The sequence below is a fragment of the Pacificoceanicola algae genome (assembly GCF_049341065.1).
In the GTDB taxonomy this organism is placed as follows: Bacteria; Pseudomonadota; Alphaproteobacteria; order Rhodobacterales; family Rhodobacteraceae; genus Pacificoceanicola.
Genome location: NZ_JBMPIX010000006.1, coordinates 294,432 through 310,646, shown reverse-complemented (window position 1 = coordinate 310,646; position 16,215 = coordinate 294,432). Strand labels below are relative to the sequence as shown.

The window sequence follows — 16,215 nt, the reverse complement described above, 5'->3', positions numbered from 1 at the left end:
AGTTGTTCTCCATTGCAGATACCAGCTTGAATCACGATCAGCGCCCGGTGGAAATCCCTTTTGTCAACACGGCCTAGGACCGACCTCAGCCCATATCCAAGCCAGAGATTGCACCTGTCACCGGTGGGTGCCAGGCGCGCCATTCCTTTCTGAGAGGGGGGCTTGTGAAAAAAAGTGACGCTAACCTCATGCACAGCGCGCACGCGGCCCGGCGATGCACTGCCCATTCAAGGCTCTCAGGCGTTCTATGTAAAAAATCCGGCGGTGAGCGGCTGGGCAGTTTGTCGAATGCATGGCGCTGGCGGTGGCGCTGAGCGCGGATCTGCACATCCGAACTATCGCCGCTGTGGCAAGAGTATCGCGGTGCGCGATCTAGCAGCGTTAGCCAGCAGTCTCAGGAAATTAGCCAGAGACTATTAGGCGCCCAACTAGGGAGGGGGCGGCCAAAAGTTTGCCGGGTCTAGCAAAGGACCGGCGAGCATAGGCCATTTTTCATGCGGTCATTTGGGAAAGCAAAAGTTGGCTTTCTGAGGCGGATCAATGGAGGTGCGCAAAGGTGGAGTGAAAAGCGCAACTGCGCTGCAAGTCTCTGACATCAATTGATATTATTATGAATAAATGGTGCCCAGAAGAGGACTCGAACCTCCACGGCCTTGCGGCCACTGGCACCTGAAGCCAGCGCGTCTACCATTCCGCCATCTGGGCACGGGTTGGTGAAGCAGGCGTTTAAGGCCCATAGGCTTGAGTGTCAACGGCCTTTTTCACAAAGATCTTTGCGCGGCGATCCTGCGCCTTGCGGGTCGGCGTTCACAAAGGTATTCCTGAGCGCGAAATGTCCTTGAGGAGACGCTAGATGTCTAAGCTCGTCACCATATATGGGGGGTCCGGCTTTGTGGGCCGCTATATTGCGCGTCGCATGGCCAAGGAGGGCTGGCGTGTCCGAGTCGCGGTGCGGCGCCCGAATGAAGCCATCTTTGTGCGTCCCTACGGCGCCGTCGGCCAGGTAGAGCCGGTCTTTTGCAATATTCGCGATGATGCCAGCGTTCGTGCGGTGATGAATGGCGCAGACGCGGTGGTCAACTGCGTTGGTACCTTCGACAAAGGCGGCAAGAACAACTTTGACGCGGTCCAGCATGAAGGTGCCGAGCGGGTCGCCCGAATCGCTGCCGAGCAGGCTGTCGAGCGAATGGTTCACATCTCGGCGATTGGTGCCAACAAAGACGCAGAAAGCCTCTATGCGAAGTCCAAAAGTCTGGGCGAAGAGGGCGTCCTGAAGCATATGCCGGGAGCAATGATCCTTCGGCCTTCGGTCATCTTCGGGCCGGAAGATGAATTTTTCAATCGTTTCGCCAAGATGACCCGACTTTCGCCGGTGCTGCCGATCGTTGGTGGCACAACCAAATTTCAGCCGGTCTATGTGGACGACGTTGCCCAAGCGGCGGTCAAAGGCGTTCTGGGGACGGCTCCCGGCGGCATTTATGAACTGGGCGGTCCAGAGGTGCGAAATTTCCGCGAACTGATGCAGGAAATGCTGAAAACGATCCACCGTCGCCGCATGATTGTGAACATCCCCTTCTTTGCGGCGGGTGTTATCGGCTCGGTCTCTGACCTGGTTCAGACGATTTCGCTTGGGCTGGTTCCGGCGCAGATTACCAAGGATCAGGTGCGGTCGCTCAAGACCGACAATGTGGTCAGCGAAGGCGCGAAGGGGTTGGCGGATCTGGATATTCGTCCGACAGCGACCGAAGCGGTTCTGGACGAATATCTGTGGCCTTACCGCCCTTCGGGCCAGTACGACGCGATCAAGGAATCCGCAAAGAACCTTCGCGCGCACTAAGATTTTGAAGAATGAGAAAAGCGCGTCCTTTGTGGCGCGCTTTTGCATGTGGGGCGTTCAAATGGCCTTTTGCCCTTTGCGCAGCTTGGCCAGTTCGACACCGTTACAGCAGCCCGGCGGCGGCGCGGCGCTCAGCTGGGTTTGACTGGATAACCATTCTTCACAGGCTTCGATCAGGGCGCAGCCCCGGCAGCGCGTGACCATGGCCGCATAGGTTTCGGGCGCCAGATGCCCGGTTTGCAGCTCTTCTGTCAGGCTCAGGCCCATCACCCGGGCCACACTGCGGGTCATAAAGAAATGGCGGGCAGGATCGCCAAGCGCTGGTCTCAAAGGTCTGCCTCCTCGGTTACTGTGCGCAATGCGGCATAGCGAGCCCGGTTGGCGCAGCCTTCGGGCAAATCGCGGATGGTGTCACCGCCTTGGGCCAGCCAGTGCTTGCAGCCCTGAACCCACTCGCAGCCACGGCACCGGGTCACGATTCTGGACCAATCTTCCTGTGTCAGGGCATGCTCTTCCATCGCTTCGACAAGATCGACCCCGGTGGCCTTTGCCATGCGTTGCGCCATCCAATAGTGGCGGCGTTCCGGGCCAAGTGGGCGATAGGGGCGGCGGTCAGCCTGATCTCTGGTCATTGGCTTGCCCGCTTCAGATCCTGAAACAATTCGGCGTTGCGGCAATATTCAGGCGGCGCGTCTACTGGTGCGCTGCGGGTGGCCAGCCATGTTTCGCAAGTGCAGGGTTGGGTGCATCCGGTGCATCGCAGAACAGCATCGTCCAATTCGGAAATGCTGAGATTGCCCCGCAGAATCTGTTCTTCCAGATCCAATTCCTGCGCGTTGGCCATCTGGTCCACAAGACCGGCATGGCGCTTGAGTGTTTCTCGACTTTGCATTGGTCCGTCTCCCTGACTGTCAGGACATGTGACAGCAAGGGTAGCAGTCGATGGGGAACCTGCCTTGACTCAGGTCAACGTGGGCAAGAACGTGAAAGGCGATGACTCAACTGTTGCCTGCGGCGATTTCAGCATAGGTGCGCCGAACAATCTCCATCCGGGCCGCATTCGGCGGGTGGCTGCCAAGGAAGCGGTCGCCGGGATCGGGAATGCGATTGAAGAACAGCGCCCCGCGCACCGGATCATACCCGGCCTGCGCCGCGATCAATGTGCCCAGACGGTCGGCCTCCAGTTCATAATCCTTGGAATAGGTACGCGCGCCGACGGTCGCCCCGAGTTCCTCGGCCGAGCGAATGCCGTCGGCGTCTGCCCCGGACATTGCCGCGATCCCGGAAAAGATCACGGCGCCCACCGTGGCACTTTCCTGTGTCTTGGCGATGTGATCCAGAATGTGGTGTGCCGCTTCGTGGCCCATGACAAAAGCCAGCTCATCAGCGTTTTCCGCCGAGACGATCAGCGCAAGGTTAAAGGCAACAATGGGCCGCCCCACGCGATCAACGGTCTGAAAGGCGTTGGGCGATTGATCGACGCGGTCATCCACAACAATCCGGAAATCGCAGTTCAGCCCGGACGACCGCTTGCGGCAGACCTGCTCGGCCACGGGTTCCACCGTATCGACGACCTGAACAAACTGGCGCGCGGCTCTCTGCGCGCGTTGCTGGACACTTGTCCGGGCAGGGCTGGCCTGCGCGTCGGGCAGAGGCTGCGCGGTCGGATCCGGCATGGGCAGCTCGGCGCAGGCCGCCAGCAGAAGAAACAGCAGGGGAAGGATTCGGAGCATCAGGGATTCCGGTACGGTTCATGAGCGGTTGTGCCGACGATAGGCGGCGATTGGTCGCTGGGCCAGCCCCATGTGATCACTTGGCGAGGAGGCGCCGGAGCTTATCTACAACTTTATGACCACTGATCCGAAAATGACCGTGATTTACAACGATACCTGCCCGATTTGTTCGCGCGAAGTGAACAGTTACGCGCGTGCGGCGGAGCGGCGGGGGCGGGATATCGTCTTTGCCGGATTGTCGGAATGTGATCTGGCCCATTTTGGACTGACCGAGGACATGGCCGCGCGGCGCTTTCATGTCGTTAAGCACGGTGAGCTTGTGAGCGGCATTCCCGCTTTTGCCTTGCTTTGGGACGATCTTCCACATCTGCGTTGGCTGGCCCAACTTGTCCGCCTGCCGGGGATCCGCACAGCTATTGCGGCGCTTTACGATCATGTTGCCGCGCCAGCCCTTTACGCGCTGCACCGCCGCCGTCAAAGATAGCCAGACAAGCGCTTTCAACTCAGGCGCAGCCACGTTAGGATTTCCTCATGTTCAGCATCGAGCACGAATTTGACGCCACGGTCGTGACACTCGTGGACGAGGGCGCGGGTCATTTGCAGGAAGACGTGATCGTCTCCAGCTTTGAAGAGTGCGTTACGGTCGAACAATTCGACCCGCGCACCGACAGCGCGCACAAAATCACCCTGTCGATCACGCAGTTGAATGACCTGATCGCGGCGCTGGAACTGCCGGAAGGCGTCTACACCCGCCGCGTCAGAGACTAATCGTCGATCCGAAAGACCTTGTCGCGCGAGATTTCCCCGCGGATCAGGGTCAGCCGAGATTTCGGCACCCCCAGCGCCTTGGCAAGCAGCTTTTGCACCGCCGCCGTGGCCTTGCCGCTTTCTGGAACCGTCGTGACATAGACACGCAAGGCATTGCCATCGCGCTCGATCTTGTTGCGCGATGCCTTGGGGGTGACCCGCACATCAAGCGTGGTGCCTGGGATGGCTAGGTCAGTCAGATCATTGGTTTTCATGGCAAAGGCCTAGCGTCGGGGCGAAGGCTTTGCAACTTGGCGGTTGAAACCTTGGGCGTCAGCGCTGACATAAGGGCTTAGCGAACAATAGGATGACCGATGCCCGAGATAAACCAAGCCGCCATGGATTTCCTGCTGACCCGGCGGTCCCGCCCTGCCAAGACGCTGAAGGCGCCCGGACCGGATCGCGCAGCATTGATGCCTTTGCTGACCGCGGCCGCACGCACCCCCGATCATGGCAAGCTGGAGCCATGGCGCTTTGTCGTGTTGCAAGGAGCCGCCTTGGGCCGCATGGCCAAAGCAGTGGCGGTGGCGGGAGCCCGGCTGGGCAAATCCGAAGAAGACATCGTAAAGGCCAGCAGCGCCTTTTCGAACAGCCCGCTTTGCGTTGCCGTGATCGAAGTTCAAAAAGACAGCCCCAAGATCCCCGCGATCGAACAGACCTATTCGGCTGGCGCGGTCTGCCTTGCGTTGCTGAACGCGGCGCTGGCTTCTGGGTGGGGCGCGAATTGGCTATCGGGCTGGGCAAGCCACGACAGGGGTTTTCTTCAGGCCGCACTGAGCCTTGCCGAGAACGAGAGCCTTGCCGGATTTGTTCACATCGGCACAGAAGGCGCAACGCCGCCAGAGCGCCCGCGCCCCGATCTCGACGCGATAACGGAGTGGGTTTCGGAATGATCGTCAGCGCGTTTCTCAAGGCGCTGAGCCAATTGGGCGATCCGCGCTTTCGCAGCGTCTTGCTGCGCGGGATCGGGTTGACGATCCTGTTGTTGTTCGGATTCTATCTGGCCTTTGCTTGGGGCGTCGGTTGGCTGGTGGGTGACACCGTAACCCTGCCATGGATCGGGCAAGTGGGCTGGGTCGACAATGTGATCAGCTGGGCGGCGATCCCGCTGACATTGCTTCTGTCGGTCTTTCTGATGGTGCCGGTGGCTTCGGCCATCACCTCGATGTTCCTTGAAGACGTCGCGCAGGCGGTCGAGGACAGGCACTATCCCGCGCTTGGTCCCGCCGAGACTGTCCCGCTAACCGAAGCCGTGCGCGATACGCTGTCATTCCTTGGCGTGCTGATTGGCGCGAACCTTGTCGCTTTGGTGCTCTATGTTTTTCTCACGCCCTTCGCGCCGTTCATTTTCTGGGCGCTGAACGGGTTCCTGCTGGGGCGGGAATATTTCACGCTGGCCGCGATGCGCCGCGTCGGCAGGACGGCGGCCAAGGCATTATGGCGCAAGCATCTGGTGACCATCTGGGCGGCGGGCGTGTTGATGGCGCTGCCGCTGTCGATCCCGCTTGTGAACCTGCTGATCCCGGTTCTGGGCGCGGCGACCTTTACCCATATCTTCCACCGCTTGGGTGACAGGTAGGGCGGGAGTTTCCCGCCCACCGGGCTTATTGGCTTTCGATCGGAGCCATGCGCTGGCCCATCCAACTGTCGATGTCGCGCACCGTGATGGCGCCAGACAGGATGACGAAGGCAAGGATCGCCCATAGCACCGCTGCGATTCCGGTTGTGATCCACGCCTTGCGCTTCAGGTTGTGGACCTCCGGACTGCCGGCATGGGTTCCCGGCACCACTTTGCCAACATCCCCTTGGGTTTGCAGACGGATCGGAATCACCACCAGAAAGGTGAGAAACCAAAGCACTGCAAACAAAACGATTCCCGAAGTGATTCCCATCAGACCTGCTCCAACTCGATAAGGCAGCCGTTAAAGTCCTTGGGGTGCAAGAACAGCACGGGCTTGCCATGCGCGCCGATTTTGGGCTCTCCGGTGCCCAGCACGCGGGCGCCGGTGCCTTTCAGGTGATCGCGCGCAGCGATGATGTCATCCACCTCATAGCAGATATGGTGAATCCCGCCCGAGGGGTTCTTTTCCAGAAAGCCGTTGATCGGGCTGTTCTCTCCCAGCGGATAAAGCAGTTCAATCTTGGTGTTAGGCAGTTCGATAAAGATCACTGTGACGCCGTGGTCCGGCTCATCCTGCGGATCGCCGACCTTTGCGCCAAGGGCGCTGCGGTACTGCACGGCGGCGGCTTCGAGGTCAGGGACGGCGATGGCAACGTGGTTCAGACGACCGATCATGCGGGCTCTCCTACGGTAGAATGGTTGCCACAGGTTATGGCGTGCAGGGCACAGCCGGACAAGGCGGTGCGGCCTTTAACCGCTTATTCACCCTGTTGGGGGCAGCATGGATTCGTACCTGCCACTGGAGGGGATTATGGACGACTATCGTGACGAACTGGAAATTCAACGGCGGCCGACTGCCACGCGCCCCCTGCTCGGGCTGACGGTTCTGGTGGTTGAGGACAGCCGCTATGCCTGTGACGCCATGCGGCTGCTTTGCCTGCGCTCGGGCGCCCGTATCCGCCGGGCCGATTGTATCGCATCGGCGCGCCGCCACCTGCAAGTCTACCGCCCCAGCGTGGCGGTCATCGACCTTGGGTTGCCGGACGGATCGGGTGCCGAACTGATCGCTGAACTCGCGCATGCCACGCCGCGGATCGACGTGGTTCTTGGCACCAGCGGCGACAGCTTTTCCGAAGACGTCGCCCTTGCTGCCGGGGCGGATGGTTTTCTGGCCAAGCCGGTCGAATCCGTCGTGGTGTTCCAAAGCAAGATCCTCTCGGCCCTGCCGGTCGAGCGTCAACCGAGGGGGCCGCGTCTGGTCAGCGACGATCCGGTGCGACCTGATCCTTTGGCGTACCGCGATGATATGGCCCATGCTGCCGATGTTCTGGATGAACGCGGTGATGGGCGGATGCTGGACTATCTGGCCCAGTTCCTGCGTGGCGTGGCCCATAGCGCGGGCGACAATTCCCTGCAGTCTGCCGCAGAAGATCTGGCCGAAGCTCGGGCCAAGGGGCGCCCTTTGCAGGCCATTCTGGCCCGGGTTGCGGCACTGGTGCAGGATCGTCTGTCGGATCGCGTGGCGATCTGAGAGGGCGCGATCGTGCCGGGGCTAAAGCAACAGGCCCGGATTGCTTCCCAGTTCGACACCGGGAAACACGTCCCGCTCAAGCGTGGTGGCGTCGATCCCGAACAACCCGCGCAGCAACCAAGCCGCGTGAGCACGCAGGTCACGGGTTGGGGCCAGATCGCGCCGCGCATAAAGCTCGGCTTCGGCCAGCCCCGGCCAATCGGACACCACGCGCCCACCGCGCACCGCCCCGCCCGCAAGAACCATCGCGCCGCCAGTCCCGTGATCGGTTCCCTTTGTGCCGTTCATCCGCGCCGTGCGGCCAAATTCAGTCATTGCGACAATGGCAGTCTTGGCCCAGATTTCAGCGCCCAGACTGTCCTGCAGGGCGAGTATTGCGTCACACAGGTTGGTGAGCGGCCTCATCAGGCCCCGATCCTGATTGATGTGGGTGTCCCAGCCGTTCAGCGAAAAGGCGGCGATGCGCGCTTCTTGCCGCAGGCGCGAGGCTGCGAATTCCGCAACCAGACGGTTTCCTGACTGACGTGCTGCGCGGGCATCGGCCTGCATCATTTGCATCATCTGCTGCGGCCCGCCGTCGATGGCAACGCCATCGCCATCGCTCGCCGCCAGTTGGAAGGCTTCGGCCAGAGCACTGGACATGGCGGGATCATCCTGCATGACCAACTGGGCCAAATGCATCGCCTGCGGTGACATGACCAGATCGGTCTCGGGCGACCAGCGGGCCACCGGCGCCGGGCCATCCAGAATCGCCAGAGCGTCGTTCCCAATGGCATAGGCGGTGTCCATCGCGCTGCCGGGCAAGTGCGCCAGCAGCCGGTTCAACCAACCGTCGCGCACCCCTGCAATGCCGACTGTACCAGCCTCAAGCAGATCCTGCCCATCGAAATGGCTGCGCTTGTCGCGGTACGGGGTCGAGACCGCGTGGACAAAGCCAAGCTGGCCCTGTTGCCACAGCGGCAGGAGCGGGCGCAACCCGTTGTGCAGGGCGTAGAACCCATCCAGATCAGCAGACCCTTCGGCGCTGTCCAGATCGCTCTTGCGCCCAAGGTTCTGATAATTCGGATCGCCATAGGGCTGGACAACGCCAAGGCCATCCATGCCGCCCCGCAGGATGATCACCACCAGCCGGTTGTCCCCGGGGGCGGCGGCAAAGCTCATCGGGGTGACTAGGGGGCTGGCGGCCAGCGAACAGCCAAGTCCCAGAGTGCGACTCAGAAAGGCCCGTCTGTCCATTGTCATCACATCCTTTGAAACGCAGGTGAGGCCAGAACAAGCCCGATCCCGTCGCTGCGGCTTTCAGCGGCTGCGGCGGCAAAACGCACGCGCTCTGGGACTTTCGGCCCCAATGCGGTTTCCACGAATTGGCGCGGGTCGGGCAATTGGGACACCAGCATTTGCGGCACTGCCATCGCCCATTGCAATCGCGCGGCGATGCCTTGCGGAGTGATCCATGCGCTGTCCGCTTCTTCCAGCCCGTCCGGGCCGTTTGGCTGCTGCCAGACATGGCCCATCAGGCTCAACGGGCCAAGGAACCTGCGCCGCATGTCCTTGTCCTCCATTTGCAGCAAGGTCGGTGCCGAAACCGCCAGCGCGCGACAGGCCGACGCGACAAAGTCAAACGGTCGTTTCACGTTTACTGCAGTTTCAGTCCACGCCGCAGGATGCGACAATAGCGCCTCATAGACGTGTGTAAGCAACCCGTCGCTGTCGATCCAAGCGGCCGCGATCGCGCGGACCAAGTCCGGATCGGGAGCGTCCGACACGAAATGGACCGCCAGTTTGCGGGCCAAATGCCGCGCGGTGGCCGGATGCCGGGCGAGATCCCGCAAGACTGCTTCGATGTCGCCAAAGCTTGGCGCGTCATGCCCATAGGTTTTGCCAAGCACCACTTTTAAGCCCGGTTCCGCCTGACCCAAAAGGAACTTGCGCCCGGTTTTGTTGTTGCTCTTAAGCCCAGTCAAAAGCGCGGCCATCTGGGTCACGTCGTCTTGGGTGTAGGGGCCATCCACGCCCAGAGTGTGAAGTTCCATGACTTCTCGGGCGAGGTTTTCATTCAGCCCGAATTTTCCCGGAGCCTTCTTGCCGCGCACGGAATTGGGCCCGACCGATTGCTGCTGATCGAGATAGTGCAGCATCAAAGGGTGGGTCACGGCGGAAATCAGCAAGTCCTCGAACCGGCCGGCCATCTTCGGACGGATGGCTGACTCGGTGTAGGGCGATGCCGCGCGCCTGATCAGCCCGCCTTTGCCAGCGGCGGTAAAGTGATCCGCCCAAAAGCCCTCCAGGCGTTCCAGAAAGGGGGTTTCCGAATGGCTGCGCCGCACCAGATGCACCGCCAACCATTGCAGTTGATCCCTGTAGGCCTCGGCGTTCATCAAACGGATGTTTTCGCGCACGTCAGCGGCCTGATCCGTCCCGCGGCTGGCTTTGAGCTGCCCCTGCAGTTCGGCCCTGATCTTCAACCGATCGCGAAATTTGGCATAGCTGGGGATCGGGAAACGTATCGACATGCGATCCGGTTCGGTTAGCCCATCCAGTATCGCCTGCAAACTTGACGGAGCCGCGATATGCGGGGCAAGGCCGCATCCGAAACGGATGTCAGCGATAATCGGTTCGAATGTCATGGGGCGCACAGCCTGATTGCTTTGCGATCAACCTAGGTGATTTTTCGGCGGCATAAAGGTCTGACCGGCGCTATGGCACCACCTGCGCGAAAGAGTGCTGATGTCGCGCTGACCACGAATTAACGTTAATTTTTCATTAAAAGCCCTTATCGTGATCCCAAGTCCGCCACATTCTCTATGCAATTTAGCGTTGAACAAGAGATGGAGATAGACGTCATGGGGATTCAGGCCGCTTTGATGATGGTGATGGTAACGGTCATGTTGCTTTCGGCCCTTGTGGTCATCAAATACTTTGTCACGAAGTCAACGCTGGAAAAATCCGGACCCGAAGCTGCGTATCGCAAGAACGAGGCGGGGCGCTTGCTTATCATGGGTGTCACCTCGGCTTTGATGTTCGGCCTTGTGATGTATTTCGGGTCCGAAATCGTTGCGACGGAAATGGTGGCCTCGGTCTACTGACACGGCGGGTCGTGTTCCGGAGGGGGCATTTCCCACCGGGCGCGTGGATGTTGTTCGACAACCGGCCCTTTACAAAAAAGCCCCGCATCCTGAGCAGGAGCGGGGCTTTTTGTTGTTTGCAGTGACGTGATCAGTCCTGCGGGATCACCCGCAGACCCAATTCCATCAACTGATCCGAGCTGGGGTCCGACGGTGCCTGCATCATCAGGTCTTCGGCGCGCTGGTTCATCGGGAACATGATGACCTCGCGGATGTTCTGCTGATCGGCCAGCAGCATCACAATGCGGTCGATGCCCGCGGCGCAGCCACCGTGCGGCGGGGCGCCGTAGTGGAACGCCTGGAATAGCGCGCCAAAGCGTGACTTGACCTCGTCCGCGCCGTAGCCCGCCAGTTCAAAGGCCTTGAGCATGACGTCCGGCTTGTGGTTCCGGATCGCGCCGGAGACCAGTTCATACCCGTTGCAGGCGAGATCGTATTGATAGCCCTTCACGGCCAGCGGATCGCCCTCAAGCGCCGCCATCCCACCCTGCGGCATGGAGAAGGGGTTATGCTCAAAGTCGATCTTGCCGGTTTCCTCGTCTTTCTCGTAGATCGGGAAATCCACGATCCAGGCAAAGGCGAAGCGGTTTTCGTCGGTCAGCTTCAACTCGGCGCCGATCACGTCCCGCGCTTTGCCCGCCACGCGCTCGAATGCGCTGGGCTTGCCACCAAGGAAGAACGCCGCATCGCCAACGCCGAGACCCAACTGCTGGCGGATCGCTTCGGTGCGCTCGGGCCCGATGTTCTTTGCCAACGGACCCGCGGCTTCCATGCCCTGACCCTGATCACGCCAGAAGATATAGCCCATGCCGGGCAGCCCTTCCTTCTGGGCAAAGGCATTCATCCGGTCACAAAACTTGCGTGAGCCGCCTGTCGGCGCGGGTACGGCACGAATCTCGGTGCCGTCCTGCTCCAGCAGCTTGGCAAAGATCGCAAAGCCCGATCCGCGGAAATGCTCGGACACATCCTGCATCTCGATCGGGTTGCGCAGGTCGGGCTTGTCGGTGCCGTACTTCAGCGCAGCCTCTTTGTAGGGTATCTGCGGCCAATCGCCGGGCGCATCGACTTTGCGACCTCCACCGAACTCCTCGAACACACCGGCGATCACCGGGGAAATCGTGTCGAACACGTCCTGCTGCTCGACAAAGGACATCTCCATGTCGAGCTGGTAGAAATCGGTGGGCGACCGGTCGGCGCGCGGGTCTTCGTCGCGGAAACAGGGTGCGATCTGGAAATACTTGTCAAAGCCCGACACCATGATCAGCTGCTTGAACTGTTGCGGGGCCTGCGGCAGGGCATAGAACTTGCCCGGGTGCAGACGCGACGGCACAAGGAAATCGCGCGCGCCCTCAGGGGACGACGCGGTGATGATCGGCGTCTGATACTCGCGGAACCCCTTGTCCCACATCCGCTTGCGCATGGAGGCCACAACGTCCGAACGCATCGCCATGTTTTTCTGCATCGCTTCGCGGCGCAGGTCCAGATAGCGATACTTCAGGCGCGTCTCTTCGGGGTATTCCTGATCGCCAAACACGATCAGAGGCAACTCGTCGGCACTGCCCAGCACTTCCATGTCGCGCACGAACACCTCAACTTCGCCCGTGGGCAGCTTTGGGTTCACCAGTTCGGGATCGCGGGCCTTCACGTTGCCATCGATCCGGATGCACCATTCGCTGCGCACCTTTTCGACCTCGGCAAAAACCGGGCTGTCGGGGTCGCACAGGACTTGGGTGATGCCGAAATGATCGCGCAGATCAATGAACAGGATGCCGCCGTGATCGCGGATGCGGTGCACCCAGCCGGAAAGGCGAACGGTATCGCCCACGTTGTCCTTGGTCAGATCGGCGCAGGTATGGCTGCGAAAGGCGTGCATGGTCGAGGTCCTTTAATGGAAGGCCGTAAATACAGGTCAGGCGCGGATACACCCTTTGGGGGGGCCAAAGTCAAGGGAATCGGCGGTTTTTGACCCGCTTTACGCCCCCCATGGTTTCTTTGGGCCCAAAATACCTCGGGGGAGCGCCGCAGGCGCGGGGGCAGGGCCCCTTCTCGCATGTCCGAAGGGACTTGAACCCACCCGTCCCATGTCTATAACCCGCAACAATTTGCGGGCAGGACGCGAGTCACCGGCCCGTAGCCCCATGCCGCCACTTTGCCGCCAAACGAGGTCATCCCATGCCCAAACGTACCGACATCAAATCCATCATGATTATCGGCGCGGGGCCCATTGTGATCGGGCAGGCCTGCGAATTCGACTACTCCGGCGCCCAAGCCTGCAAGGCTCTGCGCGAAGAAGGCTACCGGGTCATCCTCGTCAACTCGAACCCGGCAACGATCATGACCGACCCGGGCCTCGCCGATGCCACCTACATCGAACCGATCACTCCCGAGGTCGTCGCCAAGATCATCGAGAAGGAGCGCCCCGACGCGCTTCTGCCCACCATGGGCGGTCAGACGGGCCTCAACACTTCGCTCGAGCTTGAGGAAATGGGAGTGTTGAAAAAATATGGCGTCGAGATGATCGGGGCCAAACGCGAAGCCATCGAAATGGCCGAAGACCGCAAGCTGTTCCGCGAGGCGATGGACCGCATCGGGCTGGAAAACCCCAAGGCGACAATCGTCACCGCTCCGAGAAATGCCAAAGGCAAGTTCGATCTTGAGGCTGGCGTGGCGATTGCGCTCGAAACGCTGGAATATGTGGGCCTGCCTGCGATCATCCGCCCCGCCTTTACCCTTGGTGGCACCGGGGGCGGCGTGGCTTACAACCGCGAAGATTACATCCATTTCTGCCGCACCGGCATGGATGCATCGCCGGTGGGTCAGATTCTTGTCGACGAAAGCCTGCTGGGCTGGAAAGAATTCGAGATGGAGGTTGTCCGCGACAAAGCCGACAACGCCATCATCGTCTGCGCCATCGAAAACGTCGATCCCATGGGGGTGCATACCGGCGACAGCATCACTGTCGCCCCTGCGCTGACCCTGACCGACAAGGAATACCAGATCATGCGCAATGGCTCGATCGCCGTGCTGCGCGAGATCGGTGTCGAAACCGGCGGTTCCAACGTGCAATGGGCGGTGAACCCCGACAACGGCCGCATGGTCGTGATCGAAATGAATCCGCGCGTCTCGCGCTCCTCTGCGCTTGCGTCCAAGGCCACCGGCTTCCCGATTGCCAAGATCGCCGCGAAGCTGGCCGTCGGCTACACGCTGGACGAACTGGACAATGACATCACAAAGGTGACCCCAGCCTCCTTTGAACCGACCATCGACTATGTTGTCACCAAGATCCCGAAGTTCGCCTTCGAGAAGTTTCCCGGCTCCAAGCCCCACCTGACCACCGCGATGAAGTCCGTGGGCGAGGCCATGGCCATCGGCCGCACCATCCACGAGTCGATGCAAAAGGCGCTGGCGTCGATGGAATCCGGCCTGACGGGCTTTGACGAAGTGGAGATCCCCGGCGCCCCCGACAAGGCGGCCGTGATCAAAGCCATTGGCGAACAAACTCCGGACCGGATGCGCACCATAGCGCAGGCCATGCGCCACGGTCTGAGCGACGAGGAAATCCACGGCGTCACCATGTTCGACCCCTGGTTCCTGGCCCGTATCCGCGAAATCGTCGAAACCGAAGCCAAGATCAAGGCCGATGGCCTGCCCAGCGATGAAGCAGGCGTGCGCGACCTGAAGATGATGGGCTTTACCGACGCCCGCCTCGCCAAGCTGACCGGCTTTTCCGAAAAGGATGTGCGCAAGCGTCGTCAGGCGCTGGGCGTCAATGCCGTCTTCAAACGCATCGACACCTGCGCCGCCGAGTTCGAGGCCCAGACCCCTTATATGTATTCCACCTACGAACAACCCATGATGGGCGAGGTAGAATGCGAAGCCCGCCCGTCGGACCGCAAGAAGGTGGTTGTTCTGGGTGGTGGTCCAAACCGCATCGGACAAGGGATCGAGTTTGATTACTGCTGCTGTCACGCCTGCTTTGCGCTGGCGGATCAGGGTTATGAAACCATCATGATCAACTGCAACCCGGAAACGGTGTCGACCGACTATGACACCTCGGACCGGTTGTATTTCGAACCTCTGACCTTTGAACACGTCATGGAGATCCTGCGTGTCGAGCTGGAGAACGGCACGCTGCACGGTGTGATCGTGCAATTCGGCGGCCAGACCCCGCTAAAGCTGGCCAATGCACTGGAGGCTGAGGGTATTCCGATCCTTGGCACTACGCCCGACGCCATCGACCTTGCCGAAGACCGCGAGCGGTTCCAGGCGCTGGTCAACCAGCTGGGCCTCAAGCAGCCGAAAAACGGCATCGCCAGCACCGACGCGCAGGCGCTGGACATCGCCGAGGACATCGGCTTCCCGCTGGTGATACGCCCGTCTTACGTGCTGGGTGGCCGCGCCATGGAAATCGTCCGCGACATGGACCACCTGCGCCGTTACATCGCCGAGGCGGTGGTCGTTTCCGGCGACAGCCCCGTGCTGCTGGACAGTTATCTTTCCGGCGCTGTCGAGCTGGACGTGGACGCGCTTTGTGACGGTGAGGACGTGCATGTCGCGGGCATCATGCAGCACATCGAAGAGGCGGGCGTTCACTCGGGCGACAGTGCCTGCTCGCTGCCGCCCTATTCGCTTGACGCCGAGGTGCTGGATCGCATCAAGGAGCAGACCGTTGCCTTGGCCCGCGCGCTGAACGTGGTTGGCCTGATGAACGTCCAGTTCGCCATCAAAGACGGCGAGATTTACCTGATTGAGGTCAACCCCCGCGCTTCGCGCACCGTGCCCTTTGTCGCAAAGGCCACGGACAGCGCCATCGCCTCGATCGCTGCGCGTCTGATGGCGGGGGAAAAGCTCTCGGCCTTCCCGCTGCGCCAAGGTTATGCGGTGGACACCGACTATGACACCGATGTGCCGATGGCTGACCCTATGACGCTGGCCGATCCGAACATGCCGTGGTTCTCGGTGAAAGAGGCGGTTCTGCCCTTTGCCCGCTTCCCCGGCGTCGATACCATCCTTGGCCCTGAAATGCGTTCGACCGGCGAAGTCATGGGATGGGATCGTTCTTTCCCGCGCGCCTTCCTCAAGGCGCAGCTGGGCGCGGGCAACCTGCTGCCAAGCGAAGGGGCGGTGTTCTTTTCGATCAAGGATGACGACAAGACGCCCGAGATGGTCGAAGCAGCGCAGGTCCTGTCAGACCTCGGTTTCAAGGTTGTGGCAACTGGTGGCACCGCAGATTTCTTTGAAGGCCACGGCATCACCTGTGAGCGCGTGAAAAAGGTCTACGAAGGCCGTCCGAACATCGTGGACGTCATGAAAGACGGCGGCATCCAACTGGTGCTGAACACAACCGAAGGCGCGGCTGCGGTCGAAGACAGCCGTGAAATCCGCTCGGTCGCTTTGTATGACAAGATCCCTTACTTCACGACCGCGGCGGGCGCACACGCAGCCGCGCTGGCCATCAAGGCCCGGGAAGAAGGCGAGTTGGTGGTGAAGTCGCTGCAAGGGTGACCCCAGCGACAAAAGAAAAAGCCGCCCGCCCCTGAAAAGGCGGGCGGCTTTCTTTT

18 protein-coding genes and 1 tRNA gene are annotated in these 16,215 nt (G+C 60.8%); 8 read left to right on the top strand and 11 right to left on the bottom strand.

Going from position 1 to position 16,215, the window contains the following annotated elements:
• Positions 1–619: 619 nt before the first annotated feature.
• Positions 620–705: transfer RNA gene (locus ACOYQJ_RS12105), tRNA-Leu, on the bottom strand.
• 148 nt (positions 706–853) lie between these two features.
• On the opposite strand from ACOYQJ_RS12105, the gene ACOYQJ_RS12100 reads away from it, so the two are divergent.
• Complete coding sequence (locus tag ACOYQJ_RS12100; protein ID WP_422906274.1) at positions 854–1,837, top strand: complex I NDUFA9 subunit family protein; 984 nt, start codon at positions 854–856, stop codon at positions 1,835–1,837.
• A 57-nt stretch (positions 1,838–1,894) separates the two neighbouring features.
• Here ACOYQJ_RS12100 and ACOYQJ_RS12095 read toward each other — a convergent pair whose 3' ends face one another.
• The 4 genes from ACOYQJ_RS12095 to ACOYQJ_RS12080 all read right to left on the bottom strand — a co-directional run bounded on the left by ACOYQJ_RS12095 (position 1,895) and on the right by ACOYQJ_RS12080 (position 3,570).
• Positions 1,895–2,167, bottom strand: coding sequence for a DUF6455 family protein (locus ACOYQJ_RS12095; protein ID WP_422906273.1), 273 nt, complete (start codon positions 2,165–2,167; stop codon positions 1,895–1,897).
• Positions 2,164–2,469, bottom strand: coding sequence for a DUF6455 family protein (locus tag ACOYQJ_RS12090; protein WP_422906272.1), 306 nt, complete (start codon positions 2,467–2,469; stop codon positions 2,164–2,166). Before ACOYQJ_RS12090 ends, ACOYQJ_RS12095 begins: the two co-directional genes overlap by 4 nt.
• Positions 2,466–2,729 (bottom strand): DUF6455 family protein, encoded by a 264-nt coding sequence (locus ACOYQJ_RS12085; protein WP_422906271.1) that lies wholly within the window; start codon positions 2,727–2,729, stop codon positions 2,466–2,468. The genes ACOYQJ_RS12090 and ACOYQJ_RS12085 overlap by 4 nt, the downstream gene beginning before the upstream one ends.
• Before the next feature lie 106 nt (positions 2,730–2,835).
• Entirely contained in the window at positions 2,836–3,570 is a 735-nt protein-coding gene (locus ACOYQJ_RS12080) for a M48 family metallopeptidase (protein ID WP_422906270.1), read from the bottom strand.
• 133 nt (positions 3,571–3,703) lie between these two features.
• Between ACOYQJ_RS12080 and ACOYQJ_RS12075 the strand changes: the two genes are divergently transcribed.
• Both ACOYQJ_RS12075 and ACOYQJ_RS12070 read left to right on the top strand, forming a co-directional pair.
• Entirely contained in the window at positions 3,704–4,054 is a 351-nt protein-coding gene (locus ACOYQJ_RS12075; RefSeq protein WP_422906269.1) for a thiol-disulfide oxidoreductase DCC family protein, read from the top strand.
• A 47-nt stretch (positions 4,055–4,101) separates the two neighbouring features.
• Positions 4,102–4,338, top strand: a complete 237-nt coding sequence (locus ACOYQJ_RS12070) for a DUF8831 family protein (RefSeq protein ID WP_422906268.1) — start codon at positions 4,102–4,104, stop codon at positions 4,336–4,338.
• Here ACOYQJ_RS12070 and ACOYQJ_RS12065 read toward each other — a convergent pair.
• Complete coding sequence (locus ACOYQJ_RS12065) at positions 4,335–4,592, bottom strand: DUF167 domain-containing protein (protein WP_422906267.1); 258 nt, start codon at positions 4,590–4,592, stop codon at positions 4,335–4,337. The genes ACOYQJ_RS12070 and ACOYQJ_RS12065 overlap by 4 nt on opposite strands.
• Positions 4,593–4,691: 99 nt before the next feature.
• On the opposite strand from ACOYQJ_RS12065, the gene ACOYQJ_RS12060 reads away from it, so the two are divergent.
• Together ACOYQJ_RS12060 and ACOYQJ_RS12055 are read left to right on the top strand one after the other, a co-directional pair.
• Entirely contained in the window at positions 4,692–5,270 is a 579-nt protein-coding gene (locus ACOYQJ_RS12060; protein WP_422906266.1) for a nitroreductase family protein, read from the top strand.
• A complete protein-coding gene (locus tag ACOYQJ_RS12055; RefSeq protein ID WP_422906265.1) occupies positions 5,267–5,956 on the top strand; it encodes an EI24 domain-containing protein in 690 nt (229 codons plus the stop codon). Before ACOYQJ_RS12060 ends, ACOYQJ_RS12055 begins: the two co-directional genes overlap by 4 nt.
• 25 nt (positions 5,957–5,981) lie before the next feature.
• Here the strand turns inward: ACOYQJ_RS12055 and ACOYQJ_RS12050 are convergent, their stop codons facing one another.
• On the bottom strand, positions 5,982–6,269 hold the full coding sequence (locus ACOYQJ_RS12050) for a DUF1467 family protein (protein WP_422906264.1): 288 nt from the start codon (positions 6,267–6,269) through the stop codon (positions 5,982–5,984).
• The gene (mce, locus tag ACOYQJ_RS12045) at positions 6,269–6,673 is read right to left on the bottom strand and encodes a methylmalonyl-CoA epimerase (RefSeq protein ID WP_422906263.1); all 405 of its coding nucleotides are present in this window, start codon (positions 6,671–6,673) and stop codon (positions 6,269–6,271) included. Before mce ends, ACOYQJ_RS12050 begins: the two co-directional genes overlap by 1 nt.
• 136 nt (positions 6,674–6,809) lie before the next feature.
• Between mce and ACOYQJ_RS12040 the strand changes: the two genes are divergently transcribed.
• On the top strand, positions 6,810–7,529 hold the full coding sequence (locus ACOYQJ_RS12040) for a response regulator (protein WP_422906262.1): 720 nt from the start codon (positions 6,810–6,812) through the stop codon (positions 7,527–7,529).
• 21 nt (positions 7,530–7,550) lie between these two features.
• Here the strand turns inward: ACOYQJ_RS12040 and ACOYQJ_RS12035 are convergent, their stop codons facing one another.
• Both ACOYQJ_RS12035 and ACOYQJ_RS12030 read right to left on the bottom strand, forming a co-directional pair.
• Positions 7,551–8,771, bottom strand: a complete 1,221-nt coding sequence (locus ACOYQJ_RS12035; protein WP_422906261.1) for a DUF1501 domain-containing protein — start codon at positions 8,769–8,771, stop codon at positions 7,551–7,553.
• Positions 8,771–10,156, bottom strand: a complete 1,386-nt coding sequence (locus ACOYQJ_RS12030) for a DUF1800 domain-containing protein (RefSeq protein ID WP_422906260.1) — start codon at positions 10,154–10,156, stop codon at positions 8,771–8,773. The genes ACOYQJ_RS12035 and ACOYQJ_RS12030 overlap by 1 nt, the downstream gene beginning before the upstream one ends.
• A gap of 201 nt (positions 10,157–10,357) precedes the next feature.
• On the opposite strand from ACOYQJ_RS12030, the gene ACOYQJ_RS12025 reads away from it, so the two are divergent.
• Positions 10,358–10,615: a hypothetical protein gene (locus ACOYQJ_RS12025; protein WP_422906259.1), complete on the top strand. Its 258-nt coding sequence runs from the start codon at positions 10,358–10,360 to the stop codon at positions 10,613–10,615.
• A gap of 130 nt (positions 10,616–10,745) precedes the next feature.
• Here ACOYQJ_RS12025 and aspS read toward each other — a convergent pair whose 3' ends face one another.
• The gene (gene aspS / locus ACOYQJ_RS12020; protein ID WP_422906258.1) at positions 10,746–12,527 is read right to left on the bottom strand and encodes an aspartate--tRNA ligase; all 1,782 of its coding nucleotides are present in this window, start codon (positions 12,525–12,527) and stop codon (positions 10,746–10,748) included.
• Positions 12,528–12,826: 299 nt separating this feature from the next.
• Between aspS and carB the strand changes: the two genes are divergently transcribed.
• Positions 12,827–16,159, top strand: coding sequence for a carbamoyl-phosphate synthase large subunit (gene carB / locus ACOYQJ_RS12015; protein WP_422906257.1), 3,333 nt, complete (start codon positions 12,827–12,829; stop codon positions 16,157–16,159).
• Positions 16,160–16,215 lie beyond the last annotated feature (56 nt).